We start from the raw sequence: 16,831 nt of genomic DNA on the forward strand, positions 1-16,831 counted from the left end.
AATGCGTAAAACGGAACTGTTGGCTTTTTTGCAAAATCAGACCGATTTTTTCGATCCGGATAACCTGAACGAAGTGTTCACCGCCAGCTGGCTGGCTCAGCGTTTCGCGATGCAAAGAAATACCGCCAGCCATTATCTCAATCAGCTGGTCGCCCAGGACGTGCTGGTGAAGATCAACACCCGGCCGGTCTATTTTCTGCATAAAAAAGCCTTCTGCCAACAGTTCTTCCCCCTTTCCCGCAGCGAGTACGCCAGCATGGCGGAGCTGCTCGCGGAGAGTGACCGCCAGCCGGAACAGGCGGACCATTTTTCGTTGCTGACTGGCCATGATGGCAGCCTGCGTAAACCGATTGAGCAGATGAAAACCGCGCTGTTTTATCCCAACGGCGGGCTACCGCTGCTTATCACCGGTGACAGCGGGACCGGTAAAAGCTATATGGCGGAGCTGATGCACGAGTTCGCGATCGCCCAGGGCCTGCTGGCGCCCGATGCGCCCTTCGTGAGCTTCAACTGCGCGCAGTATGCCAGTAATCCGGAGCTGCTGGCCGCCAACCTGTTCGGCTACGTCAAAGGCGCGTTTACCGGCGCGCAGAGCGATAAAGCCGGGGCGTTCGAGGCGGCAAACGGCGGGATGCTGTTTCTCGACGAGGTCCACCGCCTGGATGCTCAGGGGCAGGAGAAGCTGTTCACCTGGCTGGATCGCAAGGAGATCTACCGGGTGGGGGAGACCGCTCAAGGCCTGCCGATTTCGCTGCGGCTGGTGTTTGCCACCACCGAAGAGATTCACAGCACCTTTCTGACCACCTTTCTTCGTCGTATTCCGATCCTGGTCAGCTTGCCCGATCTTCAACACCGCAGCCGAGAGGAGAAGGAGGCGCTAACGCTGCAGTTTTTCTGGCAGGAGGCCCGGACGCTGGCCGCCCGGCTGCAGCTAACGCCGCGGCTTTTGCAGGTCCTGACGCAGTACGTTTATCGGGGCAACGTCGGCGAACTGAAGAATGTGGTGAAGTACGCCGTGGCATCAGCCTGGGCCAGGTCTCCGGGCAGCGAGATGCTGACCGTGACGCTGCACGATCTGCCGGAAACGATCATGGCGGCGACGCCGGCGCTCAGTGAAGCGATGGGTCAGCAGGAGCCGCTGCTAATCGAGCCGCAGACCAGCCTGGTCTGGCTGCTGCGGGCGCGCGACCCGATTCAGGGGCTGATCTATGACGTTCAGTGTCGGATTTTGGCGCTGCATGAAGCGGTGCTGAATAAAAAAACGGTCTGGGAAGAGGCGCAAAGAAGCATGGGGGAGGAGATTGAAACCCTCTTCGATCGGCTGATCTTTGATAACCAGGATGCCAGTAGCTCGCAGATGTTGCTGCTGATCGCCCATCAGGTGCGGGAGGAGTATTATCGCCTGGAAAAACGCTTCAATATCCAGTTTAACGGTAACTGTCTTTACGCCCTGAGCCACTACCTGATCCATCGATCCCGTCAGGCGCCGTCCACGATGAGCAATGAGAAAATCCGTCTGCTGGCGGATTTTCTGGCAAACAAATTCCCGCTGCTGTATCGCTTTTGCGAAGCGATCCTCGACGCGCTGGCGCTGAAGCTGGATATTGAGCCCCAACGTATTGACCTGCTGTTGCTGGTGCTGTGGTTCCAGAAAAATGGCGCTATTAGCCAGCAGCAGGTGACCCGGGCGATTATTCTCGCTCACGGTTACGCCACCGCCAGCAGCATTGCCAGCGTGGCGAACCGCTTGCTGAAAAGCCCGCTGTTTGAGTCATTCGACATGCCGCTCGACGTGACGCCGGAGGCTATCGCTAATCAGGTGATGGCCTACATTGAGCGCCACGCGCTGGCGTCAGGGCTGATCATTTTGGTCGATATGGGATCCCTGAACGCTATTCACAGCCATTTTAATCGTCGTCTGAACACGCCGGTGGCGATTATTAACAATGTCTCCACCGGCATGGCGATGTACGTCGGGGAGCGGATTTTGCACGGCGATATGCTGGAAGATATCGTCCGCGAGATCGGCGATGATCTGGCGGTTGAGCACCAGCTCTATTACCCGCAGACCGATAAACCGCGGGCGATTTTGACCACCTGCGCCACCGGACTGGGCGCGGCGGCGAACCTGTCGGCGCTGTTAAAAGCCAGCATCCCTGAAGCGCTTGGCATTGATATTGTGGCCTGTGATGTGGAGACCCTTGCCGATCCCGCGCGGCGGGAGCCGATGCTCAGCCGCTACGAGGTGCTGGCGATCGTCGGCACCCTCGATCCGCATCTTGCCGATCTCCCGTGGATCTCGCTGGATTCGCTGATTTCCGGCGAAGGAAGTCGCCCGCTGATGCGTATCTTCGGCGAACTGGCGACGGCGGAGCAGGTTAGCGAGATCAACAACCTGATCCTGAAAAACTTCTCGCTGCGGCGAGTGATTGAGTCGGTGACGATCCTTGATACCGCGAAGGTGATCAACCAGGTTGAGCAGTTTTTGCTGCGCTATGAGCATCTGGCCGGGTACGAGGTGCCCAACGAACGTAAGGTAGCGCTGTATGTGCACATCAGCTGTCTGATAGAGCGGTTAATTCGCCACGCTTCCCCAACCCATTATTCGGGAAGGCAGTGTCCGGAGCGCGAGCTGGCTACGCTGCGCGAGGCCTTTAGTGTCATAGAGAGCGGATATAGTGTCAAAATTCCCGTTGTCGAGCTCTATTACATTCACGACATCCTGACGCGGGAAACGGAATTTATTCAGGAAGATCAAGAGTTTTAACGCTTCTCCCCCTTTTATCCTTACGTTAGCCGACGCGCCACTGTTTCTGGCACGTCGGTTGCAATTAAGAAAGCAGTGGAATGCGCTTTCGAGGTAAGGATGAAACGACACTATATTTTTGCCAGCCACGGCACCTTTGCTAACGGTTTGTTGAACTCTGTGGAGCTGATCCTCGGTAAACAGCCGGATATTCATACTCTGTGCGCCTATGTAGAAGAGGAGGTCGATCTGACGCAGCAGGTGGAGGCGCTGCTGGCGCGTTTCCCGGCGCAGGATGAGCTGATAGTGATTACGGATATTTTCGCCGGTAGCGTCAATAATGAGTTTGTGCGTTTTTTATCGCGCCCGCACTTCCATTTATTATCTGGGTTAAATCTACCGTTAATTATTGACCTGCTTATTTCTGCAGCGGAAGAGAATACCGAAAAATTAATTTCTGAAGCATTAATCAACGCCAAAGAGAGCATTCAGTACTGCAATCAGAGTATTGCCGGGGCGATGACTATGGATAAAGACTTCTGAAATGAGGATGCATGATGATTACGTTATTAAGGGTTGACCATCGATTACTTCACGGCCAGGTAGCCTTTTCCTGGACCCAATATGTCGGTGCCGATTGTATTTTAATCGCCAACGACAGTGTCCCTGAGGATGAACTTCGGAAAACCACCATTAAGCTTGCTAAACCACCCTCGGTAAAGCTGGTGATTAAAAATATAAATGATTCTATTGAAGCGATAAAAAGCGGGGTTACCGATAAATATAATTTATTTATTGTTGTGGAATCGGTCAATGACGCCTGGCGTATTGCCAGCGCCGTTGAGGAAATAAAAAGTATTAATCTCGGTGGGATTAAGGCCAAAGAGGGCAGTAAAAATATTTCTAAGGCGATTAATTTACTGCCGGAGGAAATAGAGCAGTTGCAACAACTGGTGGGCAAAGGCGTCGAGGTGGAAATTCGCCAGGTCCCGAACGATCGCAAACAGCTTTTTACGGAATGCGTGTAATTCCGGAGGACAGATTATGGTAGAGGCTCTCTTACTGGGTCTGGTGGCGTTTATCGCGCAATCGGAATATGCCTTAGGGACGTCGCTGATTTCCCGGCCTATCGTCACCGGGCTGCTGACCGGTCTGGTGCTGGGGGATGTGCAGACCGGCGTCATCATGGGCGCGACGCTAGAGCTGGCGTTTATCGGCTCGTTCTCCGTTGGCGCCTCGATCCCGCCCGACGTGGTGACCGGCGGTATTCTCGGCGTGGCGTTCGCTATCACCTCCGGCGCGGGCACGGAAACGGCGCTGTTGCTCGGCCTGCCTATCGCCACCCTGACCCTGATCCTGAAAAACGTTTATCTGGGGATGTTCATTCCGTTGCTCAGCCAGAAAGCGGACGGCTATGCGGAACGGGCGGATACGCGCGGCATTGAGCGGATGCATTTGATCGCCGGATTCGGCCTGTCGCTAATGCTTGCCACGGTGGTGACCGTCTCATTCCTGGTGGGCAGCAACGCGGTGAAATCTCTGCTCGATGCGATCCCGGAATTTATCAAACACGGGCTTAGCGTAGCCACCGGGATCATTCCGGCTCTCGGCTTCGCGATGCTCGCCAGGTTGCTGATTAACAAGAAAGTGGCGCCGTACTTTTTCCTCGGCTTTGTATTGATGGCCTATTTGAAAATCCCGGTGACCGGTATCGCCATTCTCGGCGCCATCGTGGCGGTGGTGATGGTTAACGTCACCGCATTTAGCGCACCTCGTACCACGACAGAACAAGGAGTCAGCGATGACGACGAAGATGATTTCTGAAGAGACCCTGCAGCCGCAGGAGCAGGAAGAAACGCGAATTACGCCGCGTGATTTACGCCGGGTGTTCTGGCGCTCCTTCCAGATGGAGTTCTCGTGGAACTATGAGCGACAGATGAATCTCGCCTTTGTTTACGCGCTGATCCCGGTGCTGAAGAAGCTCTATCCGCGCAAAGAGGAGCTGGCCGGGGCGCTGAAACGCCATCTGGTGTTCTTCAATACCACGCCGCATATCGTCACCCTGCTGCTGGGAATCACCACGGCGATGGAGGAGAAAAATAGCCAGCAGAAAAATATGGATGCCAATGCCATTGATAACGTCAAAGCGTCGCTGATGGGGCCGCTGGCCGGGCTGGGTGATTCCTTCTTCTGGGGCACGCTGCGCCTGATCGCCACCGGTATCGGCACCAGCCTGGCGCTAAAAGGCAATATTCTCGGGCCAATCCTGTTTCTGCTGGTATTTAACGTGCCGCACATTCTGGCGCGCTGGTGCTTTACCCGCTGGGGCTACGTGCTGGGCACCGGCGTCCTGCAGCGGATCCAGAAGAGCGGAATGATGGAGAGCCTGACCTACGGGGCATCGATTATCGGCCTGATGGTGGTCGGGGCGATGACCGCCTCAATGATCGATATCACCATCCCTGTCTCCTTCGGGACCGGGGAAGCCAAAACCCAGGTGCAGGACATCATCAACGACATTCTGCCCTGCATGCTGCCGCTGGTGAGTTTCGGCATCGTCTACTGGCTGCTTGGGCGCAAGGTTAAACCGCTCTCTATTATCGGCGGAATGGCGCTGGTGGGCATTCTGGGTTCGTGGATCGGATTGTTTTAACGGGAGTGAGCTATGCGACCAACAATGATGACCTATATCAGCGAAGAGCCGGCCTGTCTGGCGCAGATCCTGCGCGACTACCGGCAAAAGCTGGCGGCGATTGAGACCTTTGCCCGCCAGCACCCGGTACGCCGAATTTTGCTGCTGGCGACCGGATCGTCGCTGAACGCCGCGCTGTGCGCGCGCTATTTCTTTGAACAACGCTTCGGCGTGCTGGTTGACATTAAAGAGCCGTACAACTTTACCCATTACGAAGCTATCGACCCGCATACCGATCTGGTGGTGGCGATTTCACAGAGCGGAAAAAGCGCGTCGACGCTGGAGGCGATGCGTAAGGTACAGGCCTCAGGACTGCCGGTATTTGCCCTGACCTCCGACCCGCAAAGCCCGACCGGGCGCGCCTGCGATGGCGTGCTGGATATCAATACCGGGATCGAGAGCGTAGGGTTTGTCACCCGCGGCTTTAGCGCGACAGTGCTCAATTTGCTGCTGATAGCGCTGATGATTGCCCGCAGCCAGGGGAAGGCCAGCGAAGCCGAGGAGCAGCACTATCTTGCCGAATTCCAGCGGCTGGCGGCGGCGATCCCGGAGGTTATCGCCCGCACTTCGCGCTTTATCGATCGGCATAGCGAAACGCTGCGGCGCGGCGAGCGCTTTGTCGCCACCGGCTATGGCGCGCTGGTTGGCGTGGCGAAAGAGTTCGAAACCAAATTTACCGAGACGGTGCGCGTGCCTTCCAGCGGCTTTGAGCTGGAAGCCTATATGCACGGCCCCTATCTGGAAGCCAATGCCCGCCATGTGATGCTGTTTATTGAAGATACGCCGGACGGGCGAACCCGGGCGCTGCGCGACTATATGGCGCCGTCCATTGCCCGGGCCTTTACCCTGACGCTGGGCGACGAAGAGGATGAACAAACGCTGGCGCTTAACTGCCCGTGCGAGCATCACCTGGCGCCGCTGTTGCTGATTGTCCCAGTGCAGATGCTCGCCTGGCATACCGCCGGGCTAAAAGGCATCGATCTGGCGATACGTATTTTCGACGATTTTGACCGCGTCTTAAAAAGTAAAATCTGATTATTCAGGAGAAAACTATGTTGGGTTTTAATCAGGACGAGTACCTGACCAGTGCTCGCGAGATCATTGCTGCGCGTAAACAGGCTGAAACCGTGGCCGACGCTATTTATGACAGCGGCTGCAGCGCATTATTTTTTGCCTCGGTTGGCGGTTCCCTGGCCCCGATGATGGCTATTAATGAGTTTGCCAAAGAATTAACCAGCGTACCGGTTTATCTTGAGCAGGCGGCGGAATTAATCCATCGCGGGCATAAAAAATTAAATAAAGAGGCGGTTGTCGTCACGCTCTCTAAATCCGGCGATACCAAAGAGTCGGTGGCCATTGCCGAATGGTGCAAGGCGCAGGGGATACGCGTTGTAGCCATTACCCGTCATGCCGATTCGCCATTGGCTGCCGCCGCCAGCTGGCATATTCCGATGTGCCATAAGAATGGCGTGGAATATGAGTATATGCTGCTGTACTGGTTATTCTTCCGCGTGATTTATCGTCACGGCGAGTTTGCTGAATATGAGCGTTTTGCCAGCCAGCTGGAATTGCTGCCGGAAAATCTGCTAGAGGCCAAGCGCCAGTTCGATCCGCAGGCGGATAAAATTGCCGCGCAATACCATAATAGCGACTACATGATGTGGATTGGCGGCGCGGAAATGTGGGGGGAAGTCTATCTGTTCTCGATGTGTATTCTCGAAGAGATGCAGTGGAAGCGGACGAAGTCGGTAAGCTCGGCTGAATTTTTCCACGGTACCCTGGAGCTGCTGGAAAAAGAGGTCCCGTTGTTTCTGGTGAAGGGCGAGGGGAAATGCCGGGCGCTGGACGAGCGCGTCGAACGCTTTGCCGAAAAGATAACTGACCATCTGGTGGTGATCGACCCACGCGACTATCCGCTGAACGGCATTGATGATGCGTTCCGCTGGATTATGGCGCCGTGCGTGGTGTCAACTCTGCTGGTGGACCGGCTGGCGGCCCACTTTGAGCACCATACCGGCCACGACCTGAATATCCGCCGTTATTACCGGCAGTTTGATTACTAAATCTTGCCCATGGCGGCCAGTCAGACTGGCCGCTCCGCTATTCTCCGAGGCGCTTCCCAGAAAATCATCGTCAAATCCAGCCGGGTAAAAACCGGTGGTAGAGTCCGGCTTTCCTTCTCTTTCAGGCAAGCGGATGGCCATGAAAAAACGGATGACCTCAACGCCGCATGATGCGGTGTTTAAACGATTTCTTCGCCACCCGGAGACAGCGAATGATTTCCTCATGCTCTATCTTCCCGAAGCGATCCGCCAGCGGTGCGATTTCGCTACCCTGAGGCTGCAATCGGCGAGTTTTATCGATGAGGATCTGCGCGCCTGGTATTCGGACGTGCTGTGGTCGGTGCGAACCACCTGCGGGGCGGGATATATTTACGTGGTGATAGAGCATCAGAGCTCGCCGGACAACCATATGGCTTTTCGTCTGATGCGCTATGCGATTGCCGCGATGCAGCGACACCTCGACGCCGGGCACAAAACGCTGCCGCTGGTGGTGCCGATGCTGTTTTATCACGGCGCAACCAGTCCCTATCCTTTTTCCCTCAACTGGCTGGATGAATTTGCCGACCCGCAGCTGGCGAAGAAGCTGTACGGCAATCAGTTTCCATTGATCGACGTCACGGTCATGCCGGACGATGAAATCGTGCAGCATCGGCGGGTCGCCCTGCTGGAGCTGATGCAAAAGCATATTCGCCAGCGCGATCTCAGCGACATAACGGAGTCGTTGGCGGCCGTGGTGATGCTGGGATACACTAGCCCCCGGCAGTTGAGAATGCTGTTTCACTATATGCTGCAGTACGGTAACACGGCCGAGCCGGGCGTGTTTCTCCGCCGGCTGGCCCGCCGTCTGCCACAGTATGAGGAGACATTGATGTCTATCGCGCAAAAGCTTAAGCAGGAAGGTCGGCATGAGGGCCGACAGGAAGGGCGCCTGGAAGGGCGCCTTGAGGGCTTACAGGAAGGGAGCCGGCGTGAGGCGCTGCGCATTGCCGGCAGCATGTTACAGAATGGCCTCGACAAAGAGACGGTACAGAAGATTACCGGACTGTCGGCTGACGAGCTCAAGCCGCTGTATTGCTAACACCCCGCCACCCAAACCGTTGCCCGGCGCCAAAACCCGCCGGGCAAGGTGGCTTTAACCTTCGCTTTTCACCACTTTGATCTCCACCATACCGATCCCCAGCTGACGCGGGGAGTGGCCGAGGATATTGCCCTCGTTGGTGGACTGCGGGTCCGGCGGAGTGATGGTCAGCGTGTTGCTGCGCGTCGGGTTGTCGAAATGCAGCGTCGTGGTGGTCACATCATTGACCAGAGTAAGCACTTGCTCACTTTGACCAACCCGCACCGGGATCGGCTTATTGGCATTGGGACCGTAGGCTTTGGCGGTGATCACCAGATCAAATTTCTCCGGCAGCGGCTCTTTATATTCAATCTTCACGTCGCTGCCCAGCTGGGCATTGGACCACCGACCCCAGGACTCGGGGCGCGAAATGCCGCTAAACTGTTTCACCTCTTCCGGCGCGCCGGCAACGTTAAACACGAAGCTGTCGGCCTTATAGCGAATATCGTTGTCGACAACTTTCAGCGTATCGACGTTGCCCTTATAGCGCTCCATATCGATAAGGGTGTCCCTGAAGGCGGTCTTGCCTTTCCACTGTGGCTTATCAACGTGCTGAACCTTCTGCTCACCCCCGAGCTGGCCCTGCGAGACGCACCAGTCGGTGGAGAGCGCCAGCTCAGGAGACCACAGCTGGCCCATTTTATAGCAGCGATCGACCCACACGAAATTATCCCGCGGTGCGAAATCGGCCAGCTGGAAGCGCAGCGGCGCCGAGTATTCGCTCTCCGGCAGCGGTTCAACGCGCTGATCCGACACCCGGAGCAGCAGCGGCAGACGGAAATGGCTGCCGGAGAAGGCGATCATGTTCTTCTGCGAGTCGATGGTGAAGTTTTTAATCTCTTTCGGGAAGTTCCACAGGCGGATCACGTCGGGTTTCCAGGCCAGGATCTTCTCTTTCATATTGATGAAAATACCGGAGAGCGACTGGCCAGAGAGACTGCTGCGCCCGAGGCCGATATAGTTATCGCCACCGAGAATATCCAGCACCGTCGCACCGTTATCCATGGTGTTGCGTTTCACTGCCAGGGTCTCCTGCTGCGGCCGATCGCCGCGCAGGACAAAGAACAAATTGCTGCGATCGTGCTTGTTGAGGTAATCCCAGGCGCTGTTCTTCATGGCCAGGTGGTCGGAAGAGACCACGATGACCGTGTTTTTGAAATAGGGAGAGGCTTTGATCTTCTCGATTAGCGCGGCGATATGTTCCTGGCTGCAGCTAACGGCGCTAAAGGAGAGGTTTTTCTTACCGTCCACGTCATAGCGTTTACGCTCGCAGGTGCGCGAAATAAAGCCGTCGGGATGGTGGGTGTCCACCGTCAGGGCGAACAGCGAAAAGCGTTTTCCGGACTGCGACAGCTCTTCGAATTTTTTCCACGTCTCCTCAAGTACCGTGTCGTCATAGAAGCCCCAGTCGTTGCGGTAGGCGGGATCCGCTACCGTGGTTTTGAGCTCTTCCGCCCCGAACAGGTGATCGAAGCCGTGGGACTTGAGAAAGACGTCTTTGCCAGCAAAGCGCAGGTTAGCTCCCTGCACAAAATAGTTTTCGTAACCGGAGTTTTTCAGGATATCGCCAAGGCAGATATTCTGCGGAAAGAAGCTGGATACGGAGGCCGAAGCGTTGCCTTCAAACGGCGCAAACAGCGGAATGCCGCACTGTGACGCGACCATGCCGGCGATGGTGTAATCGGTCCCCGGCAGCTGCATGGTATTGCTGAAATCAATGCCCTCATCTTTAATTCTGCCAAGCTCAGGGGTGAGGTTGGGGAACGCATCGTTATCAAAATAGGTGCGCTCAAGGCTTTCGCCATAGATATAGACCAGATTCAGCTGCGGATTGTCGATACGCTTCGACGGTTCTTTGTAGTACGCGGCAAAGTCCGGGTCTCCTTCCCGTGATTGCGATTTCACCAGCTCGCTGATTTGATGGAAGGCCGGGCTGGCGTCGACCGAGGCCAGCGCCAGCAGCAGCGCCGCCAGGCTGTAGCCGACGTGATGAGGATGATGCCGACGGCGGCGCAGCACCCACCCCAGGGCGCCAAAAACGGCAACCAGCGCGACGGCCACGCCGACGCCCGGCAGAATGTATTTGCCGATCCCGGCGCCGGTCAGGCTGTTGGTCAGAGTGTAGAGTACCGCGTCGTTGATGCCGTCGCCGGTAAAGTAGTCGCTGGCGTAGAGGGTGATATTCAGCACCACGAACAGGCCTAACACCGTGAGCGTGGCGGCAAACCACCAGGTGTTACGACCCGCTTTCCAGGCATAAAGCGCCACCGAAGCTAAAAATAAGGCGATGGATAACAACTCTGACACAGCTCATCCTCATTAACGCCAGTTATCGGCTGGCAGAACAGATTACTTTTCAAGCCACACTGTAATTGCAGCGCCATCTTGCTGCAATTCTAGCGTCATGAAAGTGTGCAGTTATTCAGAATTGGTTTAGAAGTTGCTTTTTTTGATCGGCGTCGCAGCCGGCGTGGCGGGGAAGCGCAAGGAGAAAAAGGAGAAAAAAGCCGTTTCAGGCCGCGCTGCCGTCGCGAAGGCGACAAACGCGGCATTAGCAGTACGTATCAGGAGAGGAAGTTAACGCCCTGTTTTAAGACCAGATCGCAGGCTTTGGTTTTCACCTGTTTCGCCAGCGAGCTGTTGCCAAGCGTATTCAGGTCCAGCTGCTGGCCGTTATTACTGTTGAGCAACCCCTGCAGGCCATCGAGATAGTTGGTGTCTTGTTTCTGTTTTTCCGGCGTGCTGAGTCCTAGTTTATCCAGCACCTGGTTTTTGACGTTATCGGCGCTGGTCACGGAGGCCAGCTTCTGTTGCGCGCAATATGACAAGATCCCGGCCGCATTATTCATGCTGCTGGCGGTCAGCGACTGGCTGCTGCCACTGAGCAGGCTGGTTAGCGAGGAGACGGACATGCCGCCGCTGCCAGCCTGGGTGCTGCCGCCGCTGAGCTGGCTGGCGGCGCTGTTGAGAGAATCCTGCCAGGAGGCAGCGTGGGCCCCGGAGAGGGTAAATGCGCTGAGGGTAAGCGCGGCAAGTAAGCCATTTTTTAACGATTTCATAGACGGACTCATAAGCGTGACTGAAGAATCACTTTAGTATAACGCCGCCGTTGTCCGGAAATCTCTTAATACTCCTTGCCGGTGACGCGGTGCCGGTAACTTTCCCAGTTGAAGATAACCCACAGGCTGTTGCCCAGGCGCATACGGTCCATCACCCGTTCGCCGAGCAGCTTATTCATCTCTTCCATATTACTGTTGGTTAGCATACCGGTAGGCCGTTTGGAGGAAGAGCGGCGGTCAACTATCTGATTGATAATGACCTTTTCATAGCGAGACTCCGTCTGCATACCAATTTCATCAATCACCAGAAGATCGACCTTGCTGAGATCGCTCAGTAATTGCTCTTCGCTCGTCTCCCGATTGCCGAAGGTATCTTTCATGGCTGACATAATATCAGCCACGGTGATAATTAAGACCGATTTCCCGCGCAGCAGCAGTTCGTTGCAGATAGCAGCCGCGAGGTGGTTTTTACCGGTGCCCGGTTTGCCGGAGAAGATAAAGCTGGCGATATTGCCATCAAACTCCTCCACGTACTGACGCGCCCGGGCGAGGGCGTTCATCTGCCCCTCGCACTCGACGCGATAGTTATCAAAGGAGCAGTTCTGATGCAGCGGGCGGATCCCCGAGCGGTTAAAGGTGCGCTGCATTTTCATCGCGCGGTTCTCCCGCTCCAGCGCTTCGGAACGCAGCTTGCCTTGCTCTTTTTGCCAGGCCAGCAGCTCTTCGCCGGTTTTAAACGCCGGTTCGATATGAGCCGGCATCATTTTCTGCAGGCGCTTCATCAGATCGCCAACGTTTTTCATGCTCATCCTCGGAAACCTCGCGGAATATGACTGTCGGGTTCGCTCACGCTGTTCACATCGCGCTTCGGCTGCCCGCCGTTGCTGGCGCGGCTGATTTGCACGCTGCGAGCCAGTTTCTGCTGCCACTGCACGTGGTGAAACACTTTACCTTCCGCTTGCCAGTAAGCGACGAAAGCGGCCAGCTCTTCCGGGGTGACCGGCTGGCTCAGGGCGATGCCCCACAGCGCGGCCAGACGCTGAAAGTCGGCGTCCGGCTGCCAGGCCGCATACATGGCAAATTTGCCCATCGGCACCGCAACGGGCGCCGCCGCGGGCTCGTCGAAAAACTGCGGGTCAAGCGCGATGTCGCTGCCGGGGCGCGCCAGCCTGGCTTCCAGTTCCAGCAGCTGCGCCAGCCGGTCTGGGGTCAGCGCATAGAACGCCGGGGCGTTGTTGGCAAAAACGGCGACAGTGCCGTCAGTCGATTTCGCCAGCAGCGCCGCGTGCTGCTGGAGGAACTCTTCCAGGCCGCTAAAATGGGAGGTTAAAATTCGCGAAGACATAACTCTATCTCAACTCTGAACTGCAAAGAGTGGGGTGATCTGCACATAGTAGCACAGAGCCCGTCGCGGAAGGAGCGTCGCGGCTTTACCGCGACGCCGGGATTAGACGCGAGGGCGCTTACGATACAGCCACAGACCGGGTATCGACAGGCCGATGGAGAGGGCGCCCACGATTGAAGAGGCCTTTAAAAAATTGCTCAGCAGCAAAATCATCATCTCTTCAGAATAGCCAAAATGACTGATTTTTACCGCGGAGATCATCGCAGTGTAAGCGGAAATACCGGGAAACATCGGGATCACGGCGGCAACGGTAAAAATCTTCGGATGCGCCAGATACCAGCGCGACCACTGGATGCCGATGCAACCCACCAGCAGGGCGGCGAGAAACGTGGCCCATTCAATGTTAAAACCGGCGCTCATCATGACCATGCGCGAACCGTGGCCGATGGCCCCCAGCAGCGCGCACCAGCGCAGGGCGCGCTGCGGGACATTAAAGACCATCGCAAACCCGACGGCAGGGATCGCCGCCAGCAGCATGTCTTCCGCCAGCGCGAAAATAAACGAAATTATGCCCATCCCCGCAGCCCCCATACGGTCATTGCCATCACTACGCCAATGCAGGTGGCAAGGGTTAACAGGCTGGCGATCGCCCAGCGGGCGAGGCCGGTATTAATATGCCCTTTAAACATATCGGCGACGGCGTTGATCAGCGGAAAGCCCGGGACCAGCAGCAGGACGCTGGCGGCCATGGCGATGGTCGGGGTGCTGGCAAAGGTAGGGAGGCGCAGCAGCAGCCCGGAGATCGTGGTGGCCACAAAGGCGGTGATGCAGAAGTTGATCTGCGGATGCATGGAACGGTGGGTCAGCACCTGGCGAATGTACATGGCCACCGTGCTGGCGCAGAAGCTGACCAGCGCTCCATCCCAGCCGCCGTTATTCAGTTTACAGAAACAAGCGCAGGAGAGGCCCACCATGATCACCAGCAACCAGCGGGGATAGCGCAGGGGCCTAATCTGCGCGAAGCGCTTCTCGACGTCGCGATAATCCAGCAGCTTATGCTCGGCGAGGATCACGATATGCTGCACTTCCGTCACCACATGCATATTAATGCCGCGGTCGACATTTTTACGCGTGGAGGTAAGACATTCGCCATTCTTAATGGTGGTCAGGACGATAGCGTTGGAGGAGATGGCGCTTTCGACGCTGTCCATCCCCAGCGCCAGCCCGAGACGCGTTGAAAGCTCTTCCACCAACGCGCTTTCGGCGCCGTGCTGTAACAAAAAAAGACCACACTGGATGCATAATCGTGTGATTGCCCGCTGCTGTGCCCGATCAACCTGCATATTTCCTCTGCTGTCCGCGACGCCTGGTATCTGCCGATACTTTAACCTGAAGCGCCTGGGCGGCTGAGGGGGGTGGGATCAAATAATGTGCAAAAATTTCCCGCCCGCCGGAGGGGCAGAATTTGAAGCTTCCCACACTTTTGCCAGTTTGGTGAAAAGTGCAATTTTTGTCGCCATTCATCCCTTCTTTTTCCCGTCTGACTTATCAAAAATGCAGGAAAGCACTTTTATTAAACAAAAAATATACAAATAATTAACCCTGCAAAAGTGAGACAATCCTATGAAAACACAGGTCGCGATTATTGGCGCTGGCCCTTCCGGACTGCTGCTGGGGCAGCTCCTGCACAACGCCGGCATCCACACGGTCATTCTTGAGCGTCAAACGCCGCAGTATGTGCTGGGGCGCATCCGCGCGGGAATTCTGGAAAGCGGTACCGTCGATCTGCTTCGCGAAGCGGGCGTGGCGCAGCGAATGGACGTCGAAGGCCTGGTGCATCATGGGGTGGAGTTTCTCTTTGACGGCCAGCGGGTGCCCGTCTCACTGAGCGAGCTGACCGACGGCAAGAGCGTGATGGTTTACGGCCAGACTGAAGTGACCCGCGACCTGATGGCTGCCCGGGCCGCCAGCGACGCGCCGATCGTGTACGGCGTGAGCGAAGTGACTATCCATGACGCGAAAAGCGACCGGCCGACGATCACCTATCTTAGCGAAGGTGAATTCTGCCGCCTGGAGTGTGACTTTATCGCCGGTTGCGACGGGTTCCATGGCGTGTCGCGGCAAAGTATTCCCGCTGACATCCTCAAAACTTACGAGAGCGTCTGGCCGTTCGGCTGGTTAGGCCTGTTGGCGGATACGCCGCCGGTCAATCCGGTGCTGATCTATGCGCATCATCAGCGGGGATTCGTTTTATGTAGTCAGCGCTCACTTACTCGCAGCCGCTACTATCTGCAGGTTCCGCTGAGCGATAAAGTGGAAGACTGGTCGGACGAACGCTTCTGGCAGGAGTTGAAATGCCGATTGCCGGCGGATCTGTCATCAAAGTTAGTGACTGGTCACTCACTTGAGAAAAGCATCGCTCCCTTGCGCAGCTTCGTCGTAGAGCCGATGCAATATGGGCGATTGTTTCTGGTGGGGGATGCCGCGCATATCGTACCGCCGACCGGCGCTAAAGGGTTGAACCTGGCGGCATCGGACGTGAACTATCTGTGGCGGATCCTTCGCGAATACTACCATCATGGCCGGAGCGATCTGCTCGCGACCTATTCGCGACTAGCGCTGGATCGGGTCTGGAAAGGGGAACGCTTTAGCTGGTTCATGACCCGCCTGCTGCACGATTTCCCGCAGCAGAGCGAATTCGACGCCAAAATGCAGGCGGCCGATCGCCGCTACTATCTGGGCTCGCGCGCCGGGCTGACCACCATCGCGGAAAACTACGTGGGCCTGCCCATGGAGCGCGTCGTCTGACTGAACAGGAGTAACTATGTCGCCCGTCCAAACTGTTCCGGTATTTAAGCTCTATGGCGAGGAGCGCGGCTGGCCGACGCCGGACCTGCTGCACTGCGAATCGATTTTGCAGCGCAGCAGCCTGTATCAGTGGCATATTCGCGTCCACCAGCACGCCGAAATGGTCCAGCTCCTCTATCTGCACAAAGGTCGGGCGGAGATCGAAATTGAAGGCACCACCGCGGTGATGACGGAATCCTGCATCCAGGTGGTGCCCGCCCTCTGCATTCATGGCTTTCATTTTTCACCCGGGACGCACGGATTTGTGCTCTCCCTGGCGCTGCCGCTGCTGAGCCGCTTTGAAAATCAGTTCGGCCGGCCGCTGGATGTGCTTAGCGTAGCGCAGTGTCTGCCGGTGGGGCGTTCCCGGGGGCGTATGCATACGCTGTTTTCAGCGCTTCGCGAGGAGTACAGTGCCGATCATGACGCACGGGAAATGATGCTTTATTCGCTGCTGGGGACGCTGCTGGTCTGGCTGAACCGGCAGTGCCGCCCCGCACCGCCCGCGGAAGACAAAGCGGAGCGAAAGCGCAGTATGATGCGTCATTTTTCCCGGTTTATTGAGAGCCACTACCGGCAGCATCTCCCGCTGGCGGAGTATGCGAAGTTGATTGGGCTGTCGGTCACGCATTTAAACTATTTATGTCGCGAGTTCTATGGCTGTAGCGCTCTCGGGGTACTGCATCAGCGACTGATGCTTGAGGCGCGGCGTAACCTGCAGTACACTCGCATGACGGTAACGCAACTCTCTGATTATTTGGGTTTTAGCGACGCCGCCTATTTTTCTCGCTTTTTCCGCCGCTACAGTGGCATGTCGCCTAAAGCATTTAGAGAAGCAATTAAAGAGAATGCTTCATAATTTTCAAGCCTGAAATTATTTTTGCTAAATAATAGTTTTATCTTTTCTAATTTATTAGCGCAGAGGCGTCTGTGCTAATATTCATCGCAAGTATACACAGGAA

At 56.2% G+C, this 16,831-nt stretch carries 16 protein-coding genes; 10 read left to right on the forward strand and 6 right to left on the reverse strand.

All coding sequences use genetic code 11. The features are described from left to right. The first annotated feature begins 1 nt into the window (after position 1). From CE636_RS18455 to CE636_RS18490, 8 genes are all read left to right on the forward strand, one after another. On the forward strand, positions 2-2,767 hold the full coding sequence (locus tag CE636_RS18455) for a sigma 54-interacting transcriptional regulator (RefSeq protein WP_017899111.1): 2,766 nt from the start codon (positions 2-4) through the stop codon (positions 2,765-2,767). Positions 2,768-2,866: 99 nt separating this feature from the next. Continuing rightward, positions 2,867-3,289 (forward strand): PTS sugar transporter subunit IIA, encoded by a 423-nt coding sequence (locus CE636_RS18460; protein WP_004886440.1) that lies wholly within the window; start codon positions 2,867-2,869, stop codon positions 3,287-3,289. A gap of 14 nt (positions 3,290-3,303) precedes the next feature. After that, on the forward strand, positions 3,304-3,774 hold the full coding sequence (locus CE636_RS18465; RefSeq protein ID WP_023319678.1) for a PTS sugar transporter subunit IIB: 471 nt from the start codon (positions 3,304-3,306) through the stop codon (positions 3,772-3,774). Between the two features lie 16 nt (positions 3,775-3,790). Then, a complete protein-coding gene (locus tag CE636_RS18470; protein ID WP_004886445.1) occupies positions 3,791-4,570 on the forward strand; it encodes a PTS mannose/fructose/sorbose/N-acetylgalactosamine transporter subunit IIC in 780 nt (259 codons plus the stop codon). Beyond that, positions 4,548-5,399, forward strand: coding sequence for a PTS system mannose/fructose/sorbose family transporter subunit IID (locus tag CE636_RS18475; protein WP_017899109.1), 852 nt, complete (start codon positions 4,548-4,550; stop codon positions 5,397-5,399). The genes CE636_RS18470 and CE636_RS18475 overlap by 23 nt, the downstream gene beginning before the upstream one ends. Before the next feature lie 12 nt (positions 5,400-5,411). Next, on the forward strand, positions 5,412-6,473 hold the full coding sequence (locus CE636_RS18480) for an SIS domain-containing protein (RefSeq protein ID WP_017899108.1): 1,062 nt from the start codon (positions 5,412-5,414) through the stop codon (positions 6,471-6,473). A gap of 17 nt (positions 6,474-6,490) precedes the next feature. Continuing rightward, positions 6,491-7,501, forward strand: a complete 1,011-nt coding sequence (locus CE636_RS18485) for an SIS domain-containing protein (RefSeq protein ID WP_017899107.1) — start codon at positions 6,491-6,493, stop codon at positions 7,499-7,501. 133 nt (positions 7,502-7,634) lie between these two features. Next, positions 7,635-8,579 carry an Rpn family recombination-promoting nuclease/putative transposase gene (locus tag CE636_RS18490; RefSeq protein WP_017899106.1) on the forward strand — a complete coding sequence of 315 codons (945 nt, stop codon included), beginning with the start codon at positions 7,635-7,637 and terminating at the stop codon, positions 8,577-8,579. Between the two features lie 54 nt (positions 8,580-8,633). On the opposite strand, the gene opgB is transcribed toward CE636_RS18490, so the two are convergent. From opgB to CE636_RS18520, 6 genes are all read right to left on the reverse strand, one after another. Then, positions 8,634-10,925: a phosphatidylglycerol--membrane-oligosaccharide glycerophosphotransferase gene (gene opgB, locus CE636_RS18495; RefSeq protein WP_017899105.1), complete on the reverse strand. Its 2,292-nt coding sequence runs from the start codon at positions 10,923-10,925 to the stop codon at positions 8,634-8,636. Between the two features lie 257 nt (positions 10,926-11,182). Beyond that, the gene (locus CE636_RS18500) at positions 11,183-11,677 is read right to left on the reverse strand and encodes a DUF2501 domain-containing protein (RefSeq protein ID WP_004886462.1); all 495 of its coding nucleotides are present in this window, start codon (positions 11,675-11,677) and stop codon (positions 11,183-11,185) included. A 65-nt stretch (positions 11,678-11,742) separates the two neighbouring features. Beyond that, positions 11,743-12,480, reverse strand: a complete 738-nt coding sequence (gene dnaC / locus CE636_RS18505; RefSeq protein WP_025999144.1) for a DNA replication protein DnaC — start codon at positions 12,478-12,480, stop codon at positions 11,743-11,745. A gap of 2 nt (positions 12,481-12,482) precedes the next feature. After that, positions 12,483-13,022: a primosomal protein DnaT gene (dnaT, locus tag CE636_RS18510; protein ID WP_017899103.1), complete on the reverse strand. Its 540-nt coding sequence runs from the start codon at positions 13,020-13,022 to the stop codon at positions 12,483-12,485. A 102-nt stretch (positions 13,023-13,124) separates the two neighbouring features. After that, a complete protein-coding gene (locus CE636_RS18515) occupies positions 13,125-13,598 on the reverse strand; it encodes a threonine/serine exporter (protein WP_004886472.1) in 474 nt (157 codons plus the stop codon). Continuing rightward, positions 13,589-14,365: a threonine/serine ThrE exporter family protein gene (locus CE636_RS18520; RefSeq protein WP_017899102.1), complete on the reverse strand. Its 777-nt coding sequence runs from the start codon at positions 14,363-14,365 to the stop codon at positions 13,589-13,591. The genes CE636_RS18515 and CE636_RS18520 overlap by 10 nt, the downstream gene beginning before the upstream one ends. 280 nt (positions 14,366-14,645) lie before the next feature. Here CE636_RS18520 and pobA point away from each other — a divergent pair, with 280 nt between their 5' ends. Then, entirely contained in the window at positions 14,646-15,830 is a 1,185-nt protein-coding gene (gene pobA / locus CE636_RS18525; RefSeq protein ID WP_017899101.1) for a 4-hydroxybenzoate 3-monooxygenase, read from the forward strand. A gap of 16 nt (positions 15,831-15,846) precedes the next feature. After that, a complete protein-coding gene (locus CE636_RS18530) occupies positions 15,847-16,728 on the forward strand; it encodes a helix-turn-helix domain-containing protein (RefSeq protein WP_017899100.1) in 882 nt (293 codons plus the stop codon). The last annotated feature ends 103 nt before the right edge of the window (positions 16,729-16,831 follow it).

Source organism: Klebsiella sp. LY, assembly GCF_004010915.1.
In the GTDB taxonomy this organism is placed as follows: Bacteria; Pseudomonadota; Gammaproteobacteria; order Enterobacterales; family Enterobacteriaceae; genus Klebsiella; species Klebsiella quasipneumoniae.